Here is a 23,935-nt window from a genome sequence, read left to right as displayed (position 1 = left end):
ACCGCGGCGGCGGGTGGCACCATGATTCGGGTGTCCAATCCGCTTGATGTCCTCGACGCATTGTCCGCTTCTCGCCCCGCGCTGACCGCGGACGAGATCGATGCTGCCCACAAGCGAATTGCCGACGTCATTGATCCGACCCCGCTCCAGCGCAGCGAGCGGCTGTCCAAGCTGACCGGGGCGAACGTCTATCTGAAGCGCGAAGACCTCAGCCCGGTGCGCTCCTACAAGCTGCGCGGCGCCTACAACCTGGTGGTCCAGCTGACCGAGGACGAGCGCGCCGCGGGCGTGGTCGCTGCCAGCGCGGGCAACCACGCGCAGGGCGTCGCGTTCGCCTGTCAGGCCATGGGTATCAAGGGCCGCATCTACGTGCCGACCACGACGCCGAAGCAGAAGCGTGACCGCATCCGCGTGCACGGCGGCGAGTTCGTCGAGCTGATCGCGGTCGGCGAGACCTACGACGCCGCCGCCGCGGCGGCCGCCGCCGACGTCGAACGCACCGGCGCGACCATGGTGCCGCCGTTCGACGACACGCGCACCGCGGCCGGTCAGGGCACCATCGCCGCGGAGATCCTGGAGCAGCTGCCCACCACCCCCGACCTGGTGATCGTGCCGGTCGGCGGCGGCGGCTGCCTGGCCGGTATCGGCACCTACCTGCGGGCGCGCTCCCCGCGCAGCGCCATCCTCGGCGTGGAGCCCGCGGGCGCGGCCTCGATGACCGCGGCCCTGGTGGCGGGCGGGCCGGTCACGCTGCCGGAGATCGATCCGTTCGTCGACGGCGCCGCGGTGCGCCGGGTCGGCGGCGTCCCGTACGCCGCGGTGTCCGGTTTCGGCGGACGGGTGGTCTCGCACGCCTCGCTGCCGTTGCTCACCACCACCGAATCCCCGCGGGGCGCGGGCGCTTTCCAGATGATGCAGGTCGACGAGGGCGCGATCTGCACGACCATGCTCGACCTGTACCAGAACGAGGGCATCATCGCCGAGCCCGCCGGCGCGCTCACCACCACGGCGCTGGCGGAGATCACTGTGGAGCCGGGCTCCACGGTGGTGTGCCTGGTGTCCGGCGGCAACAACGACGTGTCCCGCTACGGCGAGATCATCGAGCGCTCGCTCGTGCACAGCGGCCTCAAGCACTACTTCCTGGTGGATTTCCCGCAGGAACCCGGCGCGCTGCGCCGTTTCCTGAACGAGGTGCTCGGCCCGGACGACGACATCACCCTGTTCGAGTACGTCAAGCGCAACAACCGGGAGACGGGCGCGGCGCTGGTCGGCATCGAACTCGGCGCGCCGGACGGGCTGGCGCCGCTGCTGGAGCGGATGCGGCATTCCCCGATCCAGTGCGAGCGCCTGGAGCCCGATTCCCCGGCGTATCGCTACCTGACCTGACCCGGAACCCGGAGCGCCAGGCCGTGTCAGGGTCTGCACCGCCGGTACCGGTCGCGTCCGGCCTCACGAACATCACGCCGCCGGTACCGGATGCCCCACGCCCTCGGACGTCACGCCGCCGGTACCGGCCACTCGAGACATCACGCCACCGGCGTATCGAGGACGTCACGCCACGTCGGCCGTCACCCACCGGTGCGCCGGGGCCTCCTGGGGCAGCACGGCGGGGCCTCAGGCCGCCTTTGGCGTCTCCGTGGCCGGTATCCGGCGCCGGGAAGAGCGCAGGCAGTTCATCATGAGCGGCAACAGCCAGAACGCCACCGTCTGGTCGTAGCTGAGCTGCGCGGCGGACAGCCGGTTGTGCACGAAGCCGACCGACAGGCCGAGCCGGGGTTCGGCCCAGCCGAACGAGCCGCCGAGGCCGATGTGCCCGAACCCGGCGTGGGCGCCCGGCGCCGGCAGCGAGTGGTAGCCCAGCCGCCACATCATCGGCAGGTAGAACAGCGCACGGTCGGGCTGGTAGGTCTCGACGCGGCGCAGCGCCTTCATGGTGCGGCGACCGAGATACTCGCTCCCTGCCACGGTGCCGTCGCCCGCGAGCGCGCCGTACATCGTGGCCAGCGCGGGCGCGGTGCACACACCGTTGCCCGCGCCGAGTTCGGTTTCCAGGATCGGCGGGCTCGCGCCCTCGAGGATGGCTTCCAGGCCGGGCAGGAACAGGCAGCGGGCGGCGGCGCCGAGCGCGCCGGGGATCCGGTGGCTGCGGCCGAGAACGGCGGCCCCCAGCGGCTTTCCGAGCATGCTCAGCTGGGTGCCCGCCAGCGGTGCGTAGGTGATCGCCGCACCGGCCGGTGGCTTTCCGAGATACAGGCCGTCGATGCCGAGCGGCTCGGCGACCTCGGTTTGGAACAGCTCGGCCAGGCTGGTGCCGGTGATCGCGCGCGTCAGGCCCCCGACCAGCCAGCCGAAGGTGAGCGCGTGGTAGGTCGGAACGCCGAGCGAGCGGTCCGGCTTCGCGGCGGCCAGGCGCTGTTCCATGAGTTCGTGGTCGAGCACGTCGGCCAGGCCGCCGGTGGCGATCGGGGCCAGCGCGGACAGTCCCGCCCGGTGGGTGAGCAACTGGCGCACGGTGATCTTGCGCTTGCCGTTGGCGCCGAACTCCGGCCAGTACTCCGCGACCGGGGCGGAGTAGTCGAGCAACCCGCGATCGGCGAGACGATGCACGACGGTGGCGGCGATTCCCTTGGTGGCCGAGAAGATGATCGTGCCGGTGTCCCTGGTCCACGGAGCGGCACCGCCCGAGCCGACCCAGATGTCCACCAGCGGCTCTCCGTGCCGGTGCAGCGTGAACGCCGCGCCCGCACCCCGGCGATTGCCGAACGCCCGTGCGAAAGCGCGCACGAACGGTGCGAATTCGGCGGCGGCGCTGCCACCCATCCCCGGGGGAAGAACCGCAAGGTCCCCGGAAGCGACGTTGCTCATCTTTCCACGGTAATGGCATGGGACGATTCCGGCAAAGTACCTGTCTCGGACAGTTGTACGCCCGTTATCCGGCAAAGGCCGGAAAGCCGGGCCCGAGCTGGGATTCCAGGCTATCGGAGCGGGCTCGGCAACGCCGTTTCCAGCAGGGCGAACGAGTGGCCGGGAACGGTTGTGGCGGAAGGGCCGATCGTCGGCGATTCCCAGGACAGCAGCGGTATGCCCGCGATCGGCACCGCCACCGGATCCTCGCCGAGGTTGCACACCAGAGCCAGCGTGCCCCGGTGCACGACGATCCACCGGGCGGCCTCGTCGTAGTCCACCGAGACGTGGGTCAGCCAGGGGTCACTGAGCTCCGCCCGGTCGCGGCGCAGGGCGAGCAGGGCGCGATAGCAGGACAGCAGCCGGGCGTGCTTCGGCTCGTCGGCTTCGGTCCAGTCGAGCTTGGAGCGCAGGAACGTCTTCACGTCCTGCGGGTCCGGCACCTCGCCCGCGGGCCAGCCATGGGCGGCGAACTCCTTCTTGCGCCCGGATGCGGTGGCGGCGGCGACCTCTGGATCGGTGTGCGAAGTGAAGAACTGGAACGGCGTGCGCGCCCCCCACTCCTCCCCCATGAACAGCATCGGCGTGAACGGCCCGCACAGCACTAGGGCCGCTTTGATCGCCAGCTGCCCGTCGGTCAGGTAGGCGCTCGGACGGTCGCCGAGCGCCCGGTTGCCGATCTGGTCGTGATCGCAGGTGTAGGCCAGCAGCGCGCTGCCCGGGATCAGGCTCCGGTCGATCGGGCGGCCGTGCGTGCGGCCACGGAAACTGGAATACGTTGCGGCATGGAAGAAGCCGTGCTTCAGGGTGCGGGCCAGGCAGCGCAGGGACCCGAAGTCGGCGTAGTAGCCCTGCCGTTCGCCGGAGACGGCCGTGTGCACGGCGTGGTGCAGGTCGTCGTTCCACTGGGCGGTCAGGCCGTAGCCGCCGGCCGCGCGCGGGGTGATCAGCTTCGGATCGTTCAGGTCGCTCTCCGCGATCAGCGTCAGCGGCCTGCGGACATGGGTGGCCAGCCGCTCGACGGCGACCGACAGTTCAGCAAGCAGGTGCGTGGCCGTGCGGTCGACCAGCGCGTGCACCGCGTCCAGGCGCAGGGCGTCGATGTGGAAATCCCGCAACCAGCGCAACGCGTTGCCGAGGATGTGCTCGCGCACATGATCGGAGTGCGGGCCGTCCAGGTTGAGGCTCTGTCCCCAGGTGTTGCGGCCCTCGGTCAGGTAGGGCGCGAAGCGCGGCAGGTAGTTGCCGGACGGGCCGAGATGGTTGTAGACCACGTCCAGGCAGACCGCCAGTCCACGCAGATGGCAGGCGTTGACGAACCGCTGCAAACCGTCGGGCCCGCCGTAGCTCTCCTGCACCGCGTACCAGAGCACGCCGTCGTAGCCCCAATTGTGCGTGCCGTCGAAGGCGTTCACCGGCATCACTTCCACCACGGTGACGCCCAGCGCGACCAGATGGTCGAGCCGTTCGATCGCGGCGTCGAAGGTGCCCTCGGGAGTGAACGTCCCGATGTGCAGCTCGTAATAGACCGCCCCGGCCTGCGTCCGCCCGGTCCAGTGCGCATCGGTCCACCCCGCCGGATCGAGGGTGTGCAGCGCCGAGCGGGCGTGCACCCCGTCGGGCTGGCGCGGGGAGCGGGGATCGGGCAGGACGGCCGGGTCGTCGTCGAGCAGGAAGCCGTACCTGGCCCCGCTCGCGGCCGGAACGTCGGTGCGCCACCACCCGTCCGGCGACCGAGTCATCGAGTGGACGACACCCTCCAGATCCAGTCGCACCGCCTCCGGCCGCGGCGCCCACACCTCGAACACAGTCACCGCGCCAGCATCGCACGGGCACGCCCGCCCCGCCGGATACGGACACCGGCCTCGGAGATAGCGGCACGGGCGGTTCCCGATGACGCGGCCGACGGTCTGAACTTTCCGCGCAACCACTGCGACAACGCCAGGGGCTGGACCGAGGTGTCCCCGACGGTCAGGGTGGTGGCCGTCGAGTGCGCTGGGGTGTCCTCGAGCGCTGCGGCCGACTCAGGGACCATGCCCAGCCTGCCTATGCCGCTGACCTCCTGGCCGAGCGCGACCAGCACACGAACTCGTCGGGCTGAGCCACGGGGCACTGGCTCGAACGCGCGATGCCTGCAAGAGTGGAGCCGTGGGCGTCTATGCGGAGCACGTGGTCCCCCGGATCGTCAACCTGGCCTGCGCGATGCGGGACCTGGATCCACTGCGCGAGCGGGCGTGCGCCGGACTGCACGGGCGGGTCGTGGAAGTCGGCTTCGGTTCGGGGCTGAACGTACCGTTCTACCCGGCGACGATCGAGTCGGTGCGTGCGGTCGAACCCGCCGACCTCGGCTGGCGGCTGGCGAGCGAGCGCGTCGCCGCCACCACCGTGCCGATCGAGCGGGCCGGACTGGACGGGCAGGCGCTGCCCTTCCCGGACGACACCTTCGACTGCGCGCTGTCGACGTGGACGATGTGCACCATTCCCGACATCGCCGCCGCGCTGGCCGAGGTGCGCCGGGTGCTCGTCCCCGGCGGAACCCTGCACTTCGTCGAGCACGGGCTCGCGCCGGACGACAAGGTGCGGGTGTGGCAGAACCGGCTGAATCCGGTCCAGAAACGACTGTTCGGCGGCTGCCACCTGAACCGCGACATTCGCGGCCTGGTCACAGGCGCCGGTTTCGAGATCCGCGACGCCGAGTCGTTCTACGGGGAGCACGCTCCCCGCTTCCTGGTCGCCCAGACCCTCGGCGTCGCGGTGTCGCCCTGACGATCAGACGATGCGCACCGACAAGGTGTACGTCGCGTTGCCACGGCTCGGCTCCACCGAAATGATGTAGTAGCCGCTCTTCGGCAACGTGATCCGGCTCCAGGTCTGCTCCGCGCACAGGACGCGACCGTCCGGGCCGCTGGTGGTGAACCGCGCATTGCCCTCGACGGAGGTGAGGTCGAGGGTCAAGCTCTGCCCGGCCCGCGCCTCGAACGCGAAGGTGGCGGCGTCGCCGCGAACGACCGCTCCGTCGACCGACGTGTGATCGCTCCCGGGCGGGAACTCGATCTCGTAGACCGAGCCCGCGTTCGCCGCGCCTGCCCCGGCCGCCGCGACGGCGAACGCGGGCACGAACAGCGTGACGCCGAGTACGAGCAGGCGCAGGGTGCGCAGGATGGTGTGCATGGTGATCCTCGTTTCCTGGACTGGACGACGTGCTCCAGAACTGTCCGCGTTCCCGCCTATCGGATGCTTAACAGACGCTTGGACTTTCGAACACCGCAGGTCGCGGGCCGCCGCTCAGTATATTGGAACGATCTGTTCAAAACTGTGTTAGCGTGAACCCATGCCACGACCCAGATCGTTCGACGAGGACCGCGCGGTGGACGCGGCGATGCACGCCTTCTGGCGCACGGGATACGAGGCGACCTCCACCGAAGACCTCTGCGCCGCCACCGGACTGGGCCGCAGCAGCATCTACAACACCTTCACCAGCAAGCGCGACCTGTTCGGCCGCGCCCTGCGCCGCTACATGACGACGAAGAACGCCGCGACCTTCGATCTGCTCGACAGCCGGACCGAGGTGCACGCCAAGATCCACGCCCTGCTGTGGCAGATCGTCGACGCCTCCGACGAGGACCCGCTCGGCTGCCTCGTCGTCAACTCGATGATCGAACTCGCCCCGCGCGATCCCGAGCTGGCCCGCGTTCTCGCCGCCGACCACGAACGGCGGCTGGCCGCGCTCACCGACGTCTTCGACAGCGCCCGGCGCGCGGGCGAGATCGCACCCGACAAGGATCCGCGCACGCTGGCCCACTTCGTGATCGCCACGATCAGCGGTATGCGAGTGGCCGCGCGCGGCGGTGCGGACCGCGAGACGCTGGCCGCCATCGCGACCACCGCCCTCGACGCCCTGTGAACCTTTTCGCTCCGGCGACGGCTTTGCCGCGCCCTCATTTTGGATAGATCAGTACAAAACAAGGAGGTACCGATGCCCGTGGCGATCTACGTCCTGGGTCTGTCGATCTTCGCCCAGGGCACCTCGGAGCTGATGCTCGCGGGCCTGCTCACCGAGATGGCCGCAGACCTGGGCGTCTCCGTGCCGCGCGCGGGCCTGCTCATCTCGGGGTTCGCCCTGGGCATGCTGGTGGGCGCGCCGGTGCTGGCGGTGGCGACGCTGCGCTGGTCGCGGCGCACCGCACTGCTGGCCTTCCTCGCGGTGTTCGTCGCCGCCCACGTCGTCGGGGCCCTGACCTCCGACTACTGGGTGCTGTTCGCGACCCGGGTGGTCGGCGCGTTCGTCTACGCCGGGTTCTGGGCGGTCGCGGCGACGACCGCGATCGGCCTGGTGCCCGCCACCGCGCGCGGCAAGGCGATGAGCATCGTCGCGGGCGGGCTCACCCTGGCCATCATCATCGGGCTCCCGGCGGGCACCGTGATCGGACAGCAGCTGGGCTGGCGGGCGGCGTTCTGGGCGGTCGCGCTGCTGTCCGCGGCGGCCGGGATCGGCGTGCTGGCGAAGATTCCCGGCGGACGGACCGACGCGCCGCCGCCGCTGCGCACCGAACTGCGGACGATGACGCGTCCCGCGCTGTGGCTGTCGTACGCCACCACCGCGCTCTCCATCGCCGCGCTGATGGTCACCTTCGCCTACCTCGGCGCTCTACTGTCGCGCACCACCGGCATGGCGGACGGCTGGATTCCGGCGGTGCTCGGCATCTACGGGCTCGGCGCGTTACTCGGCATCGTCCTCGGTGGGCGCACCGCCGACACTCGCCCGCTCACCAGCCTGTCCGTCGGCATCACCGGCGGCGTGCTCACCTCCGCCCTGCTCGCCCTCACCATGGAACACACCGTGCCCGTCGTGCTGCTGTCGTTCCTGTTGGGCGCGTTCGGCTTCGGCATCAACCCGACCCTCAACAGCCGCGTCTTCACCCTCGCGGGCGACGCGCCCACCCTGGCGGGGGCCACCAACATCTCCGCCTTCAACATCGGCATCACCACAGGCCCCTGGCTCGGCGGCCTCGCCATCGGCGCGGGCCTCGGCTACCCGGCGGTCGCGTGGATCGGCGTAGTTCTCGGCGTGGCCGCACTCGGCGTGGTGGCGGGCAGCCATGCTCTGCATCGCAAGGAGGAAGCGCGAGCGTCGGCCGCCGCGCCTGCCCCGGTGCTGGCCGACGTGGGATAACTCCCCCCCACAGGCAGCGGGCCTGGCTTGACTTAAGCGGGCCTGGCTTGACGTAACAGATCGGGCGCAGGGCCGCTGTTGTCCGGCGTGGAAACCCGTTCACGCCGGTCGGTCGAACTCCCCGCCACGGATCCCGGCCGCGAAGGCATCCCACTGGCCCGGCGCGAAGGTCAACGCCGGGCCGGTCGGGTTCTTCGAATCGCGAACGCCGACGTGCCCGGCCTCGAGCCAAGCAACTTCGACGCACTCGTTCGCCGTGCCGCTATGTGTCGACTTGAACCATTTAGAGTCGGATAGGTCGATGGTCACTGTTCATATCTCCTTGCCACCTGCCGGAGCAGATCTCTCGACGCTTGTTCCTCCAGCGCGGCGCACCGAATCGTTTCGTGAATGCTTCGGTAGCGCTGAACGTCGCCGTCGTCTTCGAAAAACATTACCCCGGTGTTGTTTTCGGCGTAGATGACCGAGGGCTCGGCACCGGCCCCAGGGCCGTGCACTGGAAAATCGAGCATGATGTAGGGCAGTACGGGAACGCAGTCGCCCGGAAACCCAGCCGTGAAAGGAAGTATCCGCACGGTGACGTTCGGGAGCGTGCTCATGTCTGCCATATGCCGATGTTGCGCAGCCATGACCGCGCGCGATCCCACGATCGTATGCAGAACTCCCTCGTGCACCACAAACTCAGCCTTTACAGGGCTGGTTCGCCTCGTCAAGATTGCCGCCCGCCGCAACCGCAGTGCTACGCGGCGTTCGATATCCTCCTGGGTGTCATTCGGAAGATACGGCCGCTCGATCACTCGAGCGTAATCCGCTACTTGCAGTAGACCTGGAACAACAAGCGGTTGGTACATAGAAATTCCTGAGGCGCCGGTTTCAAGCCCGAGATATGTGTTGAAACCAGGCACAATCAGGTTGCGCGACGCCTGCCACCACGATTTCGTAGGCGTCTGCTGCGCAAGGGCTTTCAGCTGCTCGATCTGTTCCACGTCGAGCCCGTACAACTTGCCGAACGCCTCCACGTCACGCAGCCTGACCTTGTCGTTCTGCCCCTTCTCGATCCTGCCGACCGAGGTCTTGCCCATCTCCATGAGCTGAGCGGCGCGCTCGAGCGTGAACCCTGCACCTTCTCGCGCCTCCCGCAATGCCCGCCCGAGCTGCCGACGCGGCAATGTCGAACCAGGCTGATCGTCCTTCCCCATCGCTCCCCTTTTCCCCTGCTCGGTCCGAAACGGCCCAGGATCCGGTCCGTTTCGGACGCCGAACTACGTGTACACCGGTCCGGACTCTGCGCGAATGGCCGACTTCATCGGACCGTCCGTTTTTCCAGCCCGGATGCTGTTGGCCTGCAGCAACATAGCCGCATGGCCGAGCGACAGGGAAGCCTCCCCATCACACAAGTCCGAATCCTGCGGGCGCTGGGCCACGCACATCAAGATCAACGGCACATGGTGGAGAACTCTCTCGCCAAATGCCGCAGCCATGTGCCACTCGACGTCACCGCCCCGGGTGGGCGAGGAAGGATGCGGAAGTTGTTGTGTGGGAATGGTGAGGAGGGTTGGGTTGTCGCGCCGCCGAGTATTTGTGGTTCGGCCGAGGTGGAATTGGCGCATCGGCAGATGCGGCTGCACCGGGAATGCCGGGTCGATCGGTGTGCGTGGAAGTGGGTCGCCTACTACACCCTCGTGCGGCGCGGCCGGATCGTGCCGCAGCAGCTGAGCCCTCGGGAACGCGCCCACCGGCGGGGCATCGCCTTTCCCATGGTCCGCGCCGACCATCCAGCCCAAGCCGACGGCGCGCCGGAGCCTCGGACGTTCCAGCAGGTTCTCCAAGGATTGAGCAAGCTCGCCGAGGACCTGCGCGCCGGTTCGGGCGACGGCTGCCGGCGGTGAGCGAGGGTGGAAGTAGGGACCGTGCTGTCCACCATCGTGACGGTATTCGCCGGATGCGGCGCGGTGCTGCTCGGAGTGGGATGCGTATGGCCGTCCGACCAGCCACGTCGCCCTGCCTCTCGGCGCAATACCACTGCTGAGCAATCTCGTTCGTTGTCCCCACTCCAGTGGCCGGAAGCGTGGACATGCGCTACACCCACCCAGCCGCTGACCATCACCACAGCACACCACGCCATGCAACTGCACCGCGACCACGACTGCCCCCGCAAGCGCGCCGCGTTCGCCGCGCTGGTCGCCGCCGGGCGCATCACACCGGACTCCACCCGCCGACATCGCCCATGGAGCAACCCCTCATGAACAGAACCGAAGAAGGTCCGGCCGGACGGCTCTCGGGACTCACCGACCGGGCTATACGATCGGGTTATTGCTTGGTCCGCGATCCCGCCGCACCGCACGACTGGAAACTGCTGGACGCCGAATATGGCGACGTGGTCGTCTCCGCCGCGAATCTCACCGAGATCGAGGAGTGGCTTGATTCCTGACCATGCGACCCGCCGGTGGCTCGGGTGCCGAGCAGCGCCTCGGAGTCGCTATCGGCGACCGGCGAACACGTCCCCCTGCTGCCGACGTCGAGTCCTCCGACCGTGCGAAATTCGAGCCGTTGCGCCTGGCCGAGGCTACCCCGGAGTGAACACTGCCGACGCCTGCATGAGAAGTCACCACGCTCATCGCGGCGATGGCCGCAACGGTGCCGACGCCGGGGAAGACCACGGTCGCGCCGCCGCTGCCGGTCACCGCGAGCAGGTACTGCTTCGGAGGTGTCGCAGACGGGCACTCGAACAGTCAGCGGGCAGGCGATCTCGGCGGCTCGCACTCGGCGGCGTGTTTTCCGCAACGGCGCGCTGGACGTGCCGGATCAGATCGCTAGCGCTTCGGATCGGGCAGGCGGACCGGGCCCAGCGCCTTGCGCAGCGCCCCAGCCAAGGCTTCGAGTTCGTCCGGGGCGAGGTCGCTGAACCGGCGTTCGATCCCGGCCGAGTAGTGCGGAGCAGCCTCCCGCAGCCGCCGCCGACCGGACTCGGTGATGCTCACGAACGCTGAACGCCCGTCGTCCGGATTGGGCTCACGGCGCACCAAACCGTGCGACTCCAGCTCGCCGACCAGGCGACTCACCCGAGTCCGGCTGAGCACAACCCGCTCGCCGAGATCGCTCACCCGCAGCCGCTGCGGACCGTCGAGTTCCAGAAGCACGTCGTACCAGCTCAGCGGCAGCGCGGCGGCGCGACGCAGTTCCGCGTCCAGCTCCGGCACCAGCTTGGCGTGCACCTGAAGCAGCGCTGACCACGCACGGACGGCCGGATGAGAAGGGTTCACGGAATAGGGCACCTGCCGAGCATAGGGGTTGCGTGCACACGCACACATATAATAGCGTGCGCACGCACATAAAGTTTCGTCCCTAGGAGGCGCCGCCATGACCGAACTGATCACTCGCCAGGAGCTCGCCGAACAGATCGAGGCGGGTTCGGTGACCGTCATCGACGCGCTCGGCGCCGAGTACTACGCCAAGTCACATCTTCCCGGCGCGCTCAACCTGAACGAAGCCGATGTGGAAACGAAGGCTCCGCAGCTGCTTCCTGCGAAGGACGCCGCGATCGTCACCTACTGCTCGAATGCCGCCTGCTCCAACAGCCAGCACGTGGCGACCAAGCTGGAGGCTCTCGGCTACACCAATGTCCGGAAGTACCGAGAAGGCATCCAAGACTGGACCGGTGCCGGACTTCCGGTCGAGAGCTGACGCACGGCGCAGTGCCCGGCGGACGAGCCTTTCCGGCCGCCGGGCCCTCGTTCCCGATACTTGGAAATTACAAGGCACGTTCGCCGCCGCAGCCCGCGCAGCGCGACGAGCTCGCCTCGCACCTCAACGGTTACCGATCACGGCGAGGGCCGTCACCTCAGCGTGGCCTGCGCTGCAGGAGCTCGGCCGCTGACCATCACCCGCGACACACCGCGCCATGCGGTCGCACCGGCGGCCACGACAGCGCCCGCAAGCGGTCGCCGTTGATCGCCGCCGGTCAGCTCGCCAGACAGCCCGGCCCCAGCAGCGCCTTCAAATCGCCCATCAGTGCCGAGGACGGTGAAACTCGCAGACGGTCGTCGAGTTTCAGCAGCGTGGTCTTGTCTCGGGCGCCGACGTGGCGGATGTGGACATCCGAGGTGCCGGGGTGCCGGGACAAGACCCGCTTGAGTTCGCCGATCTTGTCCGGGGTGCACATCCGGGTGGTGATGGTGACCGCGAGCGGCTTCGCGACGCCGACGGCGGACAGATCGGGCACGGCGAGATCGTTGGCGATCAGCGAGATCCGGTCGTCGCGGACCGATACGCGGGCCTTGACCAGCACGACGGCGTCTTCCACGACGTCCATCCCGTACACCGAGTACGACTGCGGGAAGAACAGCACCTCGATGCCACCGGTGAGGTCTTCCAGCTGGGCCGACGCCCAGGCCAGGCCGTTCTTGTTGATGCGCCGGTTCACCGAGGCCAGGATGCCGCCGACGGTCACCTGGGTGCCGTCCTTGATGTCGCCTTCCAGGATGGCGGGGATCTGCGTGTCGGCCTGCGCCGCGAGGACGTGCTCGACGCCGTTGAGCGGATGGCCGGAGACGTACAGGCCGAGCATCTCCCGCTCCAGCGCGAGCCGGTGCTTGGATTCCCACTCCTCGTCGGGCACCTTCACGTTGAACACCGAGGTCACCGACTCGTCCGCGTCCAGTCCACCGAACAGGTCGAATTGGCCGATCGCCTCGGCCTTCTTGGTGGCCATCACGGCGTCGATGGCATCGGAGTGGATCAGCATCAGGCCTTTGCGCGGGTGCCCGAGCGAATCGAAGCCGCCTGCCTTGATGAGCGATTCGGTGACCTTCTTGCTCGCGGCGATCGCGTCGATCTTGTTCAGGTAGTCGGAGAAATCGGTGAACTTCGACTTCTCCTTGCGCGCCTGGATGATCGAGGACACCACGTTCGCGCCGACGTTGCGCACCGCGCCGAGACCGAAGCGGATGTCCTTGCCGACGGAGGCGAAGTTCTGCTCGGACTCGTTGACGTCCGGCGGCAGCACGGTGATGCCGAGGCGGCGGCAGTCCGACAGGTAGACCGCGGCCTTGTCCTTGTCGTCACCGACCGAGGTGAGCAGGCCCGCCATGTACTCGGCCGGATAGTTGGCCTTGAGGTAGGCCGTCCAGAACGAGACCAGGCCGTAGCCGGCGGCGTGCGACTTGTTGAACGCGTAACCGGCGAAGGGAAGGATGGTGTCCCACAACGCCTTTACCGCGGCCTCGGAGAAGCCGTTCGCCGTCATGCCCTCGTGGAAACCCTTGTACTCGGCCTCGAGCACCTCGAGCTTCTTCTTGCCCATGGCCTTGCGCAGCGCGTCGGCCTTGCCCATCGAGTAGGAGGCGACCTTCTGCGCGATGAACATGATCTGCTCTTGGTAGACGATCAAGCCGTAGGTCTCGGCGAGGATGTCCTTGAGCGGTTCTTCCAGCTCGGGGTGGATCGGCTTGATCGGCTGCCGCCCGTTCTTGCGGTCGGCGTAGTCGTTGTGCGCGTTCATGCCCATCGGGCCGGGCCGGTACAGCGCGAGCACGGCGACGATGTCGTTGAAGCCGGTGGGCTGCATGCGGCGCAGCAGGTCGCGCATGGGGCCGCCGTCGAGCTGGAAGACGCCGAGCGTGTCACCGCGGGAGAGCAATTCGTAGGTCGCGGGATCGTCCAGCGGCAGGTTGTCCATGTCCAGGTCGATGCCGCGGTTGGCCTTGATGTTGTCCAGCGCGTCGCCGATGACGGTGAGGTTGCGCAGGCCGAGGAAGTCCATCTTCAGCAGGCCGATGGCCTCGCAAGAGGGGTAGTCCCAACCGGTGATGATCGCCCCGTCCTGGGGCCGCTTCCACACCGGGATGGCGTCCATCAACGGCTCGGAGGACATGATCACCGCGCAGGCGTGCACACCGGCGTTGCGGATCAGGCCCTCGAGGCCGCGCGCGGTCTCGTAGATCTTGGCCACGTCCGGGTTGTTGCCGATGAGCTCGCGGACCTCGGCGGCCTCCTTGTACCGCTCGTGATCGGGATCCATGATGCCCGACAGCGGGATGTCCTTGGCCATGATCGGCGGCGGCAGCGCCTTGGAGATCTGGTCGGCGATGGCGAACCCGGGCTGGCCGAACTGGACGCGCGCCGAGTCCTTGATCGCGGCCTTGGTTTTAATGGTGCCGAAGGTGATCACCTGGGCGACCCGGTCGGTCCCCCACTTCTCGGTGGCGTAGCGGACCATCTCACCGCGGCGGCGATCGTCGAAGTCGATATCGATATCGGGCGCGGACGGGCGCTCCGGGTTGAGGAACCGCTCGAACAGCAGGCCGTGCGGCAGCGGGTCGATATTGGTGATGCCGAGCGCGTAGGCCACCAGCGAACCGGCCGCCGAACCACGGCCGGGGCCGACCCGGATGCCGACTTCCCGCGCGTGCTTGACCAGGTCGCCGACGACGAGGAAGTAGGCGGGGAAGCCCTTCTGCTTGATGACGTCGAGTTCGAAGTAGGCCCGGGTGTAGTACTCCTCGGGCACACCGCCGGGGAACCGGCGCGCCAGGCCGCGGTCGACCTCCTTGCGCAGCCAGGAATCCTGGTCCTCGCCCTCGGGCACCGGGAAGATCGGCATGCGGTCCTTGAAGGCCCACACGTCGTCGTAGGACTGCACCCGCTCGCCGATCAGCACCGTGTTGTCACAGGCGCCGGGGACCTCGGCGTCCCACAGCGCGCGCATCTCCTCGGCGGACTTCAGGTAGTAGCCGTCACCGTCGAACTTGAACCGCGTGGGGTCCGACAGCGTCTTGCCGGTCTGCACGCACAGCAGCGCCTCGTGGTTGGCGGACTGATCCTTGGTGACGTAGTGGCAGTCGTTCGTGGCCAGCGCCGGAATGCCCAGCTGCTTGCCGACGTTCAGCAATCCCTCGCGGACCCGGCGCTCGATGGAAAGGCCGTGGTCCATGATCTCGAGGAAGAAGTTGTCCTTGCCGAAGATCTCCTGCCACTTGGCCGCGGCCTCCAGCGCCTCACGATCGTGGCCGAGGCGCAAGCGGGTCTGCACCTCACCGGAGGGGCAGCCGGTCGTGGCGATGATGCCCTCGGCGTACTGGGCGATGATCTCCGCGTCCATGCGCGCCCATTTGCCGAGCTGGCCCTCGATGGAGGCCAGCGAGGAGAGCTTGAACAGGTTGCGCAGGCCGGTCGCGTTCTCGGCGACCATGGTCATGTGGGTGTAGGCGCCGGAGCCGGAGACGTCGTCGCCCTTCTGGCTGGGATCGCCCCACTGCACGCGCTTGGTCTCGAACCGGGAGGCGGGCGCGATGTAGGCCTCGATGCCGATGATCGGCTTGATGTCGTGCTTCTTGGCCGAGTTGTAGAACTCCGAGGCGCCGTACATATTGCCGTGGTCGGTCATCCCGACCGCGTTCATCCCCAGCCGTTTCGCCTCGGTGAACAGTGGCGAGATCTTGGCCGCACCATCGAGCATGGAGTACTCGGTGTGGTTGTGCAGATGGACGAACGATCCGGACGAGGCGGCCAAGACGGTCCTTCCTCCCAAGGTCTCGACGGGGGTTGGCTGGACCGATTCTAGGCGGGCCCACCGACTGCTTCGGACCGGCGCGCTGGCGTCACTCCGGCCCCCGGCGTGTCGGTGGTGAAGATCACCGGCGCGTCCTGGCGACTCGCCGTAGGGATGGCTGATTTCCGCGAGTGTCGTGCTCACGCCGAATGCCGGAACCCGCGAACGACGGCCGTGGCACGGCGGTAGGCTCTGCTTCCCTCCCCACGACGGTGCAGGGCGCGTTTTCGGGGACGGAAGAGCATGGCAGAGAAGTGTTTTCCCGAAATCGTGGAGGTTCGATGAATTCGACGACAGCGCTGTTGGTCGCTCCCGTCGCTGCGTTCGCGGCACTGGTCGCGACGGCCGCGCCCGCGGCAGCGGGCCCGGGCGGCAAATTCGCCACCGTGTACACGCTGGCCCAAGGACCGTGCGTGGGTCAGGTGGAGATGTCGATCAACGGCAACGCCTACCCCAACCAAGCGGCGTTCACCGTGGGCGTGACGCTGGTCGGCGCCGGGCCGTGCACGCTGCCCATCACGCTCAACTGGCACAACGTCGACACCGGTCAGGAAGGCGCGTTCCAGGTCGTCGCGCAGGGCCCGGGCTACTGGGGCAACAGCGGCCACTCCGCGCTGTTCACCCCCGGGATCGGACAGTTCACGGGCACGGTCAGCATCGGCCCCGCGCACTTCCCCGACCCGGGAACCGTCGAGTTCACGGTGCCGAAGTACCAGGGCTGAGTTTCCCAGGCCGGACCGCGCCCTCGCTCAGGCGACGGCGCGGCGGCCGCCACCCGTGCGGCACGTGCGCGGGCCGACGCGATAATCGGCGCATGGAGTCTCCGCGCCGCTGCCCGCCATGACCACCGCACTCGCCGTCGTGACCGCGGCGGCACTGATCGCCGGTGCGCTGCTGATCTGGTCGCGCACCCGCAGAGTGGTGACCACCCCCGCCGAGCGAGCGGTGCATTCGGCGCTGCACATCGCGTCGCTGGCGGCGGTGCCGCTGCGGCGCGGGCTGACCGAGCAGTCCGCCCGGGAGGCGGCGCCGCACCTGCGCGCGCTCACCGGCGCCGAGGCGCTCGCGCTGGCCGATCCCGGCGGCACCCTGCTCGCCTGGGACGGACCGCACGCGGAGCTGGCCGAATCCTTCGGCGAAGCCGCCGAGCGCGCCGTCGCGGGCGAACGTCCGGTACTGGTCGCCGGGCCGGGCCGCGGCGAACACGCGGGGCGCACGCTGATCGCGCAACCGCTGCTGATCGAATCCAACGGCGTGGCCGGCGTCCTGGGCGTGGTGAGCACCGGACAGCCAGGACCGGGCCGGCTGGGCGCGGTCGCCGAGGTGGCCCGGTACGCCTGCGGACAGCTCGAACTGGCCGAGCTGGACGCGTCGCGGGCCCGGCTGGACCGAGCCGAGGTGCGCGCGCTGCGGGCCCAGATCAGCCCGCACTTCATCTACAACGCGCTGAACACCATCGCCTCGTTCGTCCGCACCGACCCGGCGCGGGCCCGCGAGCTGATCCTCGAGTTCGCCGACTTCACCCGGTACTCCTTCCGCGCCGCGGGCGAATTCACGGTGCTGTCGGACGAGCTGCGCAACATCGAGCGGTACCTCGCGCTGGAACGCGCCCGTTTCGGTGACGCGCTGCAGGTCAGGCTGCGGATCGCGCCCGAGGTGCTCGGCGTGGTCCTGCCTTTCCTCGCGCTGCAGCCGCTGGTGGAGAACGCGGTGCGGCACGGGCTGGCGGGCACCGCCCACGGCGGCACCGTCAGCATCGTCGCCACCGACGCGGGCACCGACTGCGTGATCAGCGTCGAGGACGACGGCGTCGGCATGGACCCGGATCTCCTGCGCTCCGGCGCACTGGACGCCGTCGACACCGGGACGGGCCCCGCCGGGTCCGGAGAGGCCGCGCACGTCGGGCTGGCCAATGTCGACGACCGATTACGCGCGGCCTTCGGTGACGATTACGGCCTGGTCGTGGAAACCGCCCCCGACGCGGGCACGAAGGTCAGCTTGCGCGTGCCCAAATTCCGCGCGGGCATCCGGCCCTGAGACCGGCCCGCGCAACACCCGGGAACGGCCGACGACGCGTATCCGAGCACGAGACCGACGCGCGCAACGCCTGACGGCACGGCTCCAGCAAGCGACGAGCATCCGGAAAGAGACCCGGTGCGCCACACAGCACCTGCGCTCACGACACACCGAGCAGTAATCCGGCGCTACAACTCCCAAGCACTCGACTCGTGCGACACGGCACCCGACCACGACACCAACGCACGCCACCCCCAGCCGCACAGCTCACACCGACGACAAATATCGAGCCACCACATCGGTACGCCACACAACATCCGCAACCACTGCTCGGCCACCGCATCGACGCACGCGACAGCCCGAGCCTGGCGCGTCCGCCGTCGACACCCGGTCGGCGGCCAGACACGGGAGCCTACGATGGAGCGATTGTGACCCGCGTTACCGGCAACGCGGCGGGCGCGCTGCGCGTGCTCGCCGTGGACGACGAGAAACCCGCTCTGGACGAGCTGGTGTATCTGCTGCGCGCGCGCAGCGAGATCGAGGAGATCCACGCGGCGGGCGACGCCACCAGCGCGCTGCGGGTGCTGCGCGCGCACCCGGTCGACGCGGTGTTCCTGGACATCAACATGCCCGGCCTGGACGGCATGGAGCTGGCGGGCATCCTGTCGGAGTTCGCCAATCCGCCCGCGGTGGTCTTCGTGACCGCGCACGACGACCGCGCGATCGCGGCGTTCGACCTCGGCGCGGTGGACTACCTGCTCAAGCCGCTGCGCGAGGCCAGGCTCGCGGAGGCGGTGCGGCGCATCGTCTCGGCGCGCAGCACGCCGCAGCCGCCCGCCGCCGACGCGCGCGCCGATCCCAGCGAAGTCATTCCCGTGGAGCTGGGCGGGGTCACGACGCTGGTGCCGCGGTCGAGCGTGAGCTGGGTGGAAGCCGACGGTGACTACGCGCGATTGCACACGAGCAGGGGATCGCATCTGGTGCGGATTCCGTTGTCGGCGTTGGAGGCCCGCTGGCACGACGCGGGCTTCCTGCGGGTGCACCGCTCGTATCTGGTGGCGTTGCGGCTGGTCACCGGGCTGCGCACGGTGGGTTCCGGCACCGTGGTGTGCCTGCGGGCCGAGGGCGACGCGCAGGCGGTCGAACTGCCGGTCAGCCGAAGACAGGTGCGCGAGCTGAAACAGCGGCTGGTGCATCGGCCTCGGCAACGCTGGGGCAACCAGTGACCGCGCCGCAGCGTCCGGCGCGCAAGCGCGTCGTGCTCTCCGAGCGACGGGGCGCGCGGCGGATACGCACGCGGGTGGAGGTCGCCGAGCAGACCGAGTTCGGTGAAGCGCTCATCGGCGGGCTCATCCGCGCGCAACTGGGGCTCGCACTGCGCGTGGGCCTGGTGACGAGCGCGCTGCTGTGCGCGCTGCCGGTGCTGTTCCGCACCGGTTCGATCGGCGCGATGACGGTGCTCGGCATCCGTTTGCCGTGGCTGTTGCTCGGCGGCGCGGTATACCCGGCGCTGTTCCTGATCGGACGGACATATGTGCGCCTGGCCGAACGCAACGAACAGGATTTCCTCGAACTGGCCGAGGACTGACCGTGCGCCCGGCCCCGATTCCTGCCACGGCGCGGACGCCCGGCTTCGCCCGTCCGCATGTGACGCGTGACCATCCACGCCTCATCGGCGCACCGACATCCCGAACGCCCGGCGGGAAATGGTCGCTCCGGCGACCGGGGCGAGTTTCTTCGGGTAGGGGCGCTTCGACCACACCCGCGACACAGGTCGCATCACGCACCGAACCGCTGCGCTCTCCCATTCGCCGAGGTCTGATGATGCGCCCGGTGCGAAACCTTGCCCCGGTGCGGACGACGGGCTTCGCCCGCGCGGACGACGCACGCGATCATTCACGCCCGGCGGCGGGCGCACGAACGTCCCGGCCGAGCCGGTGGACCGGGAGACCGTCACGATCCTCATCGGGTGGGGGTGTTTCGACCACACCGACGGCGCGGGCCGCGTCGCGCACCGAACAGTTTCGCCCGCCCACCGGCCGGAACATCACCAGAACCCGGGTACCACGCGGATCCGGTCGACCCGCCTCGAGGTGCGCCCGAGCGTCGGGCGCGACGCCCACGCCGCCGCCCGCATCGTTGTACTCGCCCACCGGTCGGGATGCCTCGGGGCCGTATCGCACCGATCCATCCGGCCTGCCCGGAGACACGCCATGATGCCGGGCACGGCCCCCGCGCTGACGGTGGCGGCGCTGATTCTCGCGGCGCTGGCGACGGTCGCGATCGGCGCGTACGGCGTGCGGCTGGCCCGCACCACCTCGGATTTCCTCGTCGCCTCGCGCAGCGTGGGCCCCCGCTGGAACGCCGCCGCGATCTCCGGCGAGTACCTCTCGGCCGCTTCGTTTCTCGGCGTGGCCGGGTTGATCGCGAAATACGGCGCGGACGCGCTGTGGTACCCCGTGGGCTTCACCGCCGGATACCTCGCGCTGCTGCTGTTCGTCGCGGCCCCGCTGCGCCGCTCCGGCGCGTACACCGTGCCCGACTTCGCCGAATTCCGGCTGAGCTCAGTACGTTTGCGCAGGCTCGCGGCCACCGTCGTGGTGCTCGTCTGCGCGGTGTATCTCATCCCGCAGTTCCAAGGAGCCGGCCTGACACTGCACATCCTGCTCGGGGTTCCGGACTGGGTGGGCGCGGTGGCGGTGGGGGCGATCGTGATCGCCAACGTGGTCGGCGGCGGGATGCGCTCGATCACGCTGGTCCAGGCGTTCCAGTACTGGTTGAAGCTGACCGCGGTGGCGCTGCCGGCGCTGGTGCTGCTCGGGCACTTCCTGGCCGACGAGCGAGAACTGGGCGCGCCCGCCCCGCCGGTGGTGTCCGAACGCACGACCGTCGACGTGAGCACCGACGTGGTGGTGCGGGTCAACGCGCCGCAGCGGGTCTCCATCACCGGAACCCTGGACGAGCAGGTGGTCGACGGCCCGGTTCCGCTCGCACCCGGCACGCACGAACTGGCGGCGGGCACGCGGTTGGTGCTCGAAGCGGGGGCCGCGGTGCCTGTGGTCGCGGGCGCCCCTGCCGACGGAGCGGGCTGGCTCGCGCCGGGCGGCGGCCTGGGTGGACCGCATCCGGCCTACCAGATCTATTCGCTGATCCTCGCGACCTTCCTCGGCACCATGGGTCTGCCGCACGTGCTGGTGCGCTTCTACACCAACCCCGACGGGCGGGCCGCGCGCGCGACAGCGCTCGCGGTGATCGGTCTGGTGGGACTGTTCTACCTGTTCCCTGTCCTGCTGGGCGCGTTCGCCCGGCTGTACGTGCCGCAGCTGTTGATCACGGGGACCTCCGACGCCGCGGTGGTGCTGCTGCCCGGCTCGGTGGTCGCCGGGCTGCCGGGTCAGTTGCTCGCGGCGCTGGCCGCGGCGGGCGCGATCGCCGCGTTCCTGTCCACCTCCTCGGGACTGCTGGTGAGCATCGCGGGTGTGCTCAGCACCGACATGCTGCGCGGGCGGATCCGGGACTTCCGCACCGCGGCGCTGGTCGCGGGCTCGGTTCCGCTGGCACTGTCGCTGACGGTGGTGTCGCTGGATCTGTCGCGCACCGTCGGCCTCGCCTTCGCGGTGGCTGCCTCCACGCTGTGTCCCCTGCTGGTGCTGGGCATCTGGTGGCGCGGGCTGACCGCGACGGGCGCGGCGGCCGGCCTGATCGCGGGCGGGCTCGCCGCGGGGACCGCCACCGCCGTCTCGGTGACCGGCGGATTCTCCGACGAAGCGGCGGGCGGCTGGCCCGCGGCGCTGCTCGGCTATCCGGCCGCGATCAGCGTGCCGCTGGCGTTCGCCACCATGGCGCTGGTCAGCTCGTTCACCCGGGGGCTGGAGACCAGGGCGGTGAGCCGGATCTTCGTCCGGATGCACGCACCGGAACGACTGGGCATGGGCGCCGATCGCGAGCGCAGTCTGCGCTCGGACTGATCGAGGACCGCACTCCCGGCCGACCGTTCGTCGCGCGGCGTCGACCGCTCACCGCAGATTCGGACACCTTCACGGCGTGACCCACGCCACAGCCTATTGGCGGCCCCCAGGTCTGGCTTACCGTCCTCGAGAAGTAAGCCACGTCACTTGGTAGGACCATCATGACCAGTACCGAACTCGACGACACCGCCCCGCGGCGAGCGCCGAGCGCAGCAGAATTCGCCGAAGTCCAGGCGAGCCCCCAATTCCAGGAACTGCGAATGCGCTTGCGCCGCTTCGTGTTTCCGATGACAGCGTTGTTCCTGCTCTGGTACCTCGGTTACGTCCTGCTCGGCGCCTACGCCCACGACTTCATGAGCCATCGAGTATTCGGGAACGTCAACGTCGGATTGCTGCTCGGCCTCGGTCAATTCGTGTCCACCTTCGCCATCACCGCGCTGTACGTCCGGTTCGCCAACCGGGAACTGGATCCGCGGGCGGCGAAGATCCGCGGCTACCTCGAGGGAGAACGAGCGTGAACACCGTGCACACCTATGCCGCCGCCGCGACGGTCGGCAACCCGGTCGCCAATATCGCCATCTTCGGCGTCTTCGTCGCGTTCACGATGATCGTGGTGATCCGGGCCAGCCGGAACAATGCCACCGCCGCCGACTACTTCACCGGCGGGCGCGGCTTCTCCGGCCCGCAGAACGGCGTCGCCATCGCGGGCGACTATCTGTCGGCCGCGAGCTTCCTCGGCATCGCGGGCGCCATCGCGGTCTACGGCTACGACGGATTTCTCTACTCCATCGGGTTCCTCGTCGCCTGGCTGGTCGCACTGCTGCTGGTCGCCGAGATGCTGCGCAACACCGGCAAATTCACCATGGCCGACGTGCTGAGCTTCCGGCTGAAGGAAGGCCCGGTGCGCACCGCCGCCGCGCTGTCCACGCTCACCGTGTCGCTGTTCTACCTGCTCGCGCAGATGGCGGGCGCGGGCGGGCTCGTCGCGTTGCTGCTGGACATCTCCGACAAGGCCGGGCAGTCCGTCGTGATCGCCGTGGTCGGCGTGCTGATGATCGTGTACGTGCTGGTCGGCGGCATGAAGGGCACCACGTGGGTGCAGATCATCAAGGCCGTGCTGCTGATCGTTGGCGCCGCGCTGATGACCGTCATGGTGTTCGCCAAGTTCGGTTTCAACGTCTCCGACATCCTCGGCTCCGCGCAGGAAGCGGTCTCCGAATCGTCGAACAAGGCCGTCGCCGCACGTGACGTCCTCGCTCCCGGCGCACAGTACGGCGGCAGCGAGACCTCCAAGCTCAACTTCCTGTCCCTCGGTCTGGCACTGGTGCTCGGTACCGCGGGTCTGCCGCACGTGCTGATGCGCTTCTACACCGTGCCCACCGCCAAAGAGGCGCGGCGCTCGGTGGTCTGGGCGATCGGCCTGATCGGCGCGTTCTACCTGTTCACCCTGGTATTGGGCTACGGCGCGGCGGCGATCGTCGGGCCCGACCGCATCCTGGCGGCCGCGGGCGGGCAGAATTCGGCGGCGCCGCTGCTGGCCTTCGAACTCGGCGGCGTGGTGCTGCTCGGCGTGATCTCCGCGGTCGCCTTCGCCACCATCCTCGCGGTGGTCGCGGGCCTGACCATCACGGCGTCGGCATCGTTCGCCCACGACATCTACGCCAACGTCATCAAGCGCGGCAAAGCCGGTGAGCGCGAACAGGTCCGGGTCTCCCGGATCACCGCCGTGGTGATCGGCGTTCTGGCCATCGCCCTCGGCATCCTGGCCAACGGGCAGAACGTCGCGTTCCTGGTGGCGCTGGCGTTCGCGGTCGCGGCGTCGGCGAACCTGCCGACCATCCTGTACTCGCTGTTCTGGCGGCGGTTCAATACCACCGGCGCGCTGTGGAGCATGTACGGCGGCCTGATCTCGACAATCGTGCTGATCGTGTTCTCCCCCGCGGTCTCCGGCAACAAGACCGCCATGCTGCCCGGCATGGACTTCGACTGGTTCCCGCTGTCCAACCCGGGCATCGTCTCCATCCCGCTGGCGTTCCTGCTCGGCGTCATCGGAACCTTCGCCGGTGGCAGGTCCGAGGATCCGGCCAAGGCGGCGGAGATGGAGGTCCGCTCGCTCACCGGCGTCGGCGCGGAGAAAGCGGTGGTGCACTGATCGCTGCCCGGCATACCTCGCCCCCCTTGCTCTTTCGTTAGGAGATCTCGCGTGACCAGCGCAACCACCGATGACCGCGACGCCACCATCGCCTACCCGCCGACCCCGGAGTTCGCCGCGCGGGCGAACGCGAGCGAGGCGCTACACGACCGGGCGCGGTCCGATCGGCTGGA

Annotated in this window: 22 protein-coding genes; 15 read left to right on the top strand and 7 right to left on the bottom strand. The window is 69.0% G+C overall.

Translation table 11 applies throughout. From position 1 onward, the window contains the following. Window positions 1–30: 30 nt before the first annotated feature. On the top strand, window positions 31–1,386 hold the full coding sequence (gene ilvA / locus NNI01S_RS32105) for a threonine ammonia-lyase IlvA (RefSeq protein ID WP_063025184.1): 1,356 nt from the start codon (window positions 31–33) through the stop codon (window positions 1,384–1,386). Window positions 1,387–1,614: 228 nt separating this feature from the next. Here ilvA and NNI01S_RS32100 read toward each other — a convergent pair whose 3' ends face one another. Then, window positions 1,615–2,865: a serine hydrolase domain-containing protein gene (locus NNI01S_RS32100; RefSeq protein ID WP_063025168.1), complete on the bottom strand. Its 1,251-nt coding sequence runs from the start codon at window positions 2,863–2,865 to the stop codon at window positions 1,615–1,617. Between the two features lie 110 nt (window positions 2,866–2,975). Further along, a complete protein-coding gene (gene treZ, locus NNI01S_RS32095) occupies window positions 2,976–4,718 on the bottom strand; it encodes a malto-oligosyltrehalose trehalohydrolase (RefSeq protein ID WP_063025166.1) in 1,743 nt (580 codons plus the stop codon). Window positions 4,719–5,052: 334 nt separating this feature from the next. Here treZ and NNI01S_RS32085 point away from each other — a divergent pair, with 334 nt between their 5' ends. Beyond that, window positions 5,053–5,670: a class I SAM-dependent methyltransferase gene (locus NNI01S_RS32085; RefSeq protein ID WP_063025164.1), complete on the top strand. Its 618-nt coding sequence runs from the start codon at window positions 5,053–5,055 to the stop codon at window positions 5,668–5,670. A 3-nt stretch (window positions 5,671–5,673) separates the two neighbouring features. On the opposite strand, the gene NNI01S_RS32080 is transcribed toward NNI01S_RS32085, so the two are convergent. Next, window positions 5,674–6,075, bottom strand: coding sequence for a PPC domain-containing protein (locus NNI01S_RS32080; RefSeq protein ID WP_063025163.1), 402 nt, complete (start codon window positions 6,073–6,075; stop codon window positions 5,674–5,676). 160 nt (window positions 6,076–6,235) lie between these two features. Between NNI01S_RS32080 and NNI01S_RS32075 the strand changes: the two genes are divergently transcribed. Continuing rightward, the gene (locus tag NNI01S_RS32075; protein ID WP_063025162.1) at window positions 6,236–6,808 is read left to right on the top strand and encodes a TetR/AcrR family transcriptional regulator; all 573 of its coding nucleotides are present in this window, start codon (window positions 6,236–6,238) and stop codon (window positions 6,806–6,808) included. A 72-nt stretch (window positions 6,809–6,880) separates the two neighbouring features. Beyond that, on the top strand, window positions 6,881–8,077 hold the full coding sequence (locus tag NNI01S_RS32070) for a Cmx/CmrA family chloramphenicol efflux MFS transporter (RefSeq protein ID WP_063025160.1): 1,197 nt from the start codon (window positions 6,881–6,883) through the stop codon (window positions 8,075–8,077). A 99-nt stretch (window positions 8,078–8,176) separates the two neighbouring features. Here NNI01S_RS32070 and NNI01S_RS32065 read toward each other — a convergent pair whose 3' ends face one another. Both NNI01S_RS32065 and NNI01S_RS32060 read right to left on the bottom strand, forming a co-directional pair. Further along, window positions 8,177–8,386: a DUF397 domain-containing protein gene (locus tag NNI01S_RS32065; RefSeq protein WP_063025158.1), complete on the bottom strand. Its 210-nt coding sequence runs from the start codon at window positions 8,384–8,386 to the stop codon at window positions 8,177–8,179. Further along, window positions 8,383–9,276, bottom strand: coding sequence for a helix-turn-helix domain-containing protein (locus NNI01S_RS32060; protein ID WP_063025156.1), 894 nt, complete (start codon window positions 9,274–9,276; stop codon window positions 8,383–8,385). Before NNI01S_RS32060 ends, NNI01S_RS32065 begins: the two co-directional genes overlap by 4 nt. Before the next feature lie 396 nt (window positions 9,277–9,672). On the opposite strand from NNI01S_RS32060, the gene NNI01S_RS32050 reads away from it, so the two are divergent. The 3 genes from NNI01S_RS32050 (at window position 9,673) to NNI01S_RS35070 (ending at window position 10,508) form a co-directional block, all read left to right on the top strand. Next, window positions 9,673–9,966: a hypothetical protein gene (locus NNI01S_RS32050; RefSeq protein ID WP_063025152.1), complete on the top strand. Its 294-nt coding sequence runs from the start codon at window positions 9,673–9,675 to the stop codon at window positions 9,964–9,966. 153 nt (window positions 9,967–10,119) lie between these two features. Continuing rightward, complete coding sequence (locus tag NNI01S_RS35075; RefSeq protein WP_157115137.1) at window positions 10,120–10,323, top strand: hypothetical protein; 204 nt, start codon at window positions 10,120–10,122, stop codon at window positions 10,321–10,323. Continuing rightward, window positions 10,320–10,508 (top strand): hypothetical protein, encoded by a 189-nt coding sequence (locus tag NNI01S_RS35070; protein ID WP_157115136.1) that lies wholly within the window; start codon window positions 10,320–10,322, stop codon window positions 10,506–10,508. The genes NNI01S_RS35075 and NNI01S_RS35070 overlap by 4 nt, the downstream gene beginning before the upstream one ends. A gap of 382 nt (window positions 10,509–10,890) precedes the next feature. On the opposite strand, the gene NNI01S_RS32045 is transcribed toward NNI01S_RS35070, so the two are convergent. Further along, entirely contained in the window at window positions 10,891–11,352 is a 462-nt protein-coding gene (locus tag NNI01S_RS32045) for a MarR family winged helix-turn-helix transcriptional regulator (protein WP_218019291.1), read from the bottom strand. Window positions 11,353–11,437: 85 nt separating this feature from the next. On the opposite strand from NNI01S_RS32045, the gene NNI01S_RS32040 reads away from it, so the two are divergent. Continuing rightward, entirely contained in the window at window positions 11,438–11,761 is a 324-nt protein-coding gene (locus NNI01S_RS32040) for a rhodanese-like domain-containing protein (protein ID WP_063025150.1), read from the top strand. 277 nt (window positions 11,762–12,038) lie between these two features. Here NNI01S_RS32040 and dnaE read toward each other — a convergent pair whose 3' ends face one another. After that, window positions 12,039–15,587 (bottom strand): DNA polymerase III subunit alpha, encoded by a 3,549-nt coding sequence (dnaE, locus tag NNI01S_RS32035; RefSeq protein ID WP_084489458.1) that lies wholly within the window; start codon window positions 15,585–15,587, stop codon window positions 12,039–12,041. Window positions 15,588–15,907: 320 nt separating this feature from the next. Here dnaE and NNI01S_RS32030 point away from each other — a divergent pair, with 320 nt between their 5' ends. The 7 genes from NNI01S_RS32030 to NNI01S_RS31995 all read left to right on the top strand — a co-directional run bounded on the left by NNI01S_RS32030 (window position 15,908) and on the right by NNI01S_RS31995 (window position 23,762). Further along, entirely contained in the window at window positions 15,908–16,348 is a 441-nt protein-coding gene (locus tag NNI01S_RS32030; protein WP_063025148.1) for a hypothetical protein, read from the top strand. A gap of 118 nt (window positions 16,349–16,466) precedes the next feature. Further along, complete coding sequence (locus tag NNI01S_RS32025; RefSeq protein WP_063025146.1) at window positions 16,467–17,663, top strand: sensor histidine kinase; 1,197 nt, start codon at window positions 16,467–16,469, stop codon at window positions 17,661–17,663. Between the two features lie 407 nt (window positions 17,664–18,070). Beyond that, entirely contained in the window at window positions 18,071–18,868 is a 798-nt protein-coding gene (locus NNI01S_RS32020) for a LytR/AlgR family response regulator transcription factor (protein ID WP_063025144.1), read from the top strand. Next, window positions 18,865–19,230: a hypothetical protein gene (locus NNI01S_RS32015; RefSeq protein WP_063025142.1), complete on the top strand. Its 366-nt coding sequence runs from the start codon at window positions 18,865–18,867 to the stop codon at window positions 19,228–19,230. The genes NNI01S_RS32020 and NNI01S_RS32015 overlap by 4 nt, the downstream gene beginning before the upstream one ends. A gap of 628 nt (window positions 19,231–19,858) precedes the next feature. Continuing rightward, entirely contained in the window at window positions 19,859–21,610 is a 1,752-nt protein-coding gene (locus tag NNI01S_RS32005) for a sodium/solute symporter (protein ID WP_157115140.1), read from the top strand. A gap of 161 nt (window positions 21,611–21,771) precedes the next feature. Continuing rightward, on the top strand, window positions 21,772–22,128 hold the full coding sequence (locus NNI01S_RS32000; RefSeq protein WP_063025137.1) for a DUF485 domain-containing protein: 357 nt from the start codon (window positions 21,772–21,774) through the stop codon (window positions 22,126–22,128). Beyond that, window positions 22,125–23,762: a monocarboxylic acid transporter gene (locus NNI01S_RS31995; RefSeq protein ID WP_174554540.1), complete on the top strand. Its 1,638-nt coding sequence runs from the start codon at window positions 22,125–22,127 to the stop codon at window positions 23,760–23,762. Before NNI01S_RS32000 ends, NNI01S_RS31995 begins: the two co-directional genes overlap by 4 nt. Window positions 23,763–23,935 lie beyond the last annotated feature (173 nt).

Origin of the sequence: Nocardia niwae NBRC 108934 = DSM 45340 (assembly GCF_001613465.1) — a bacterium.
Lineage (GTDB): Bacteria > Actinomycetota > Actinomycetes > Mycobacteriales > Mycobacteriaceae > Nocardia > Nocardia niwae.
The sequence above is the reverse complement of the archived record's forward strand: the minus strand, read 5'-3'. Positions and strand labels throughout refer to the sequence as shown.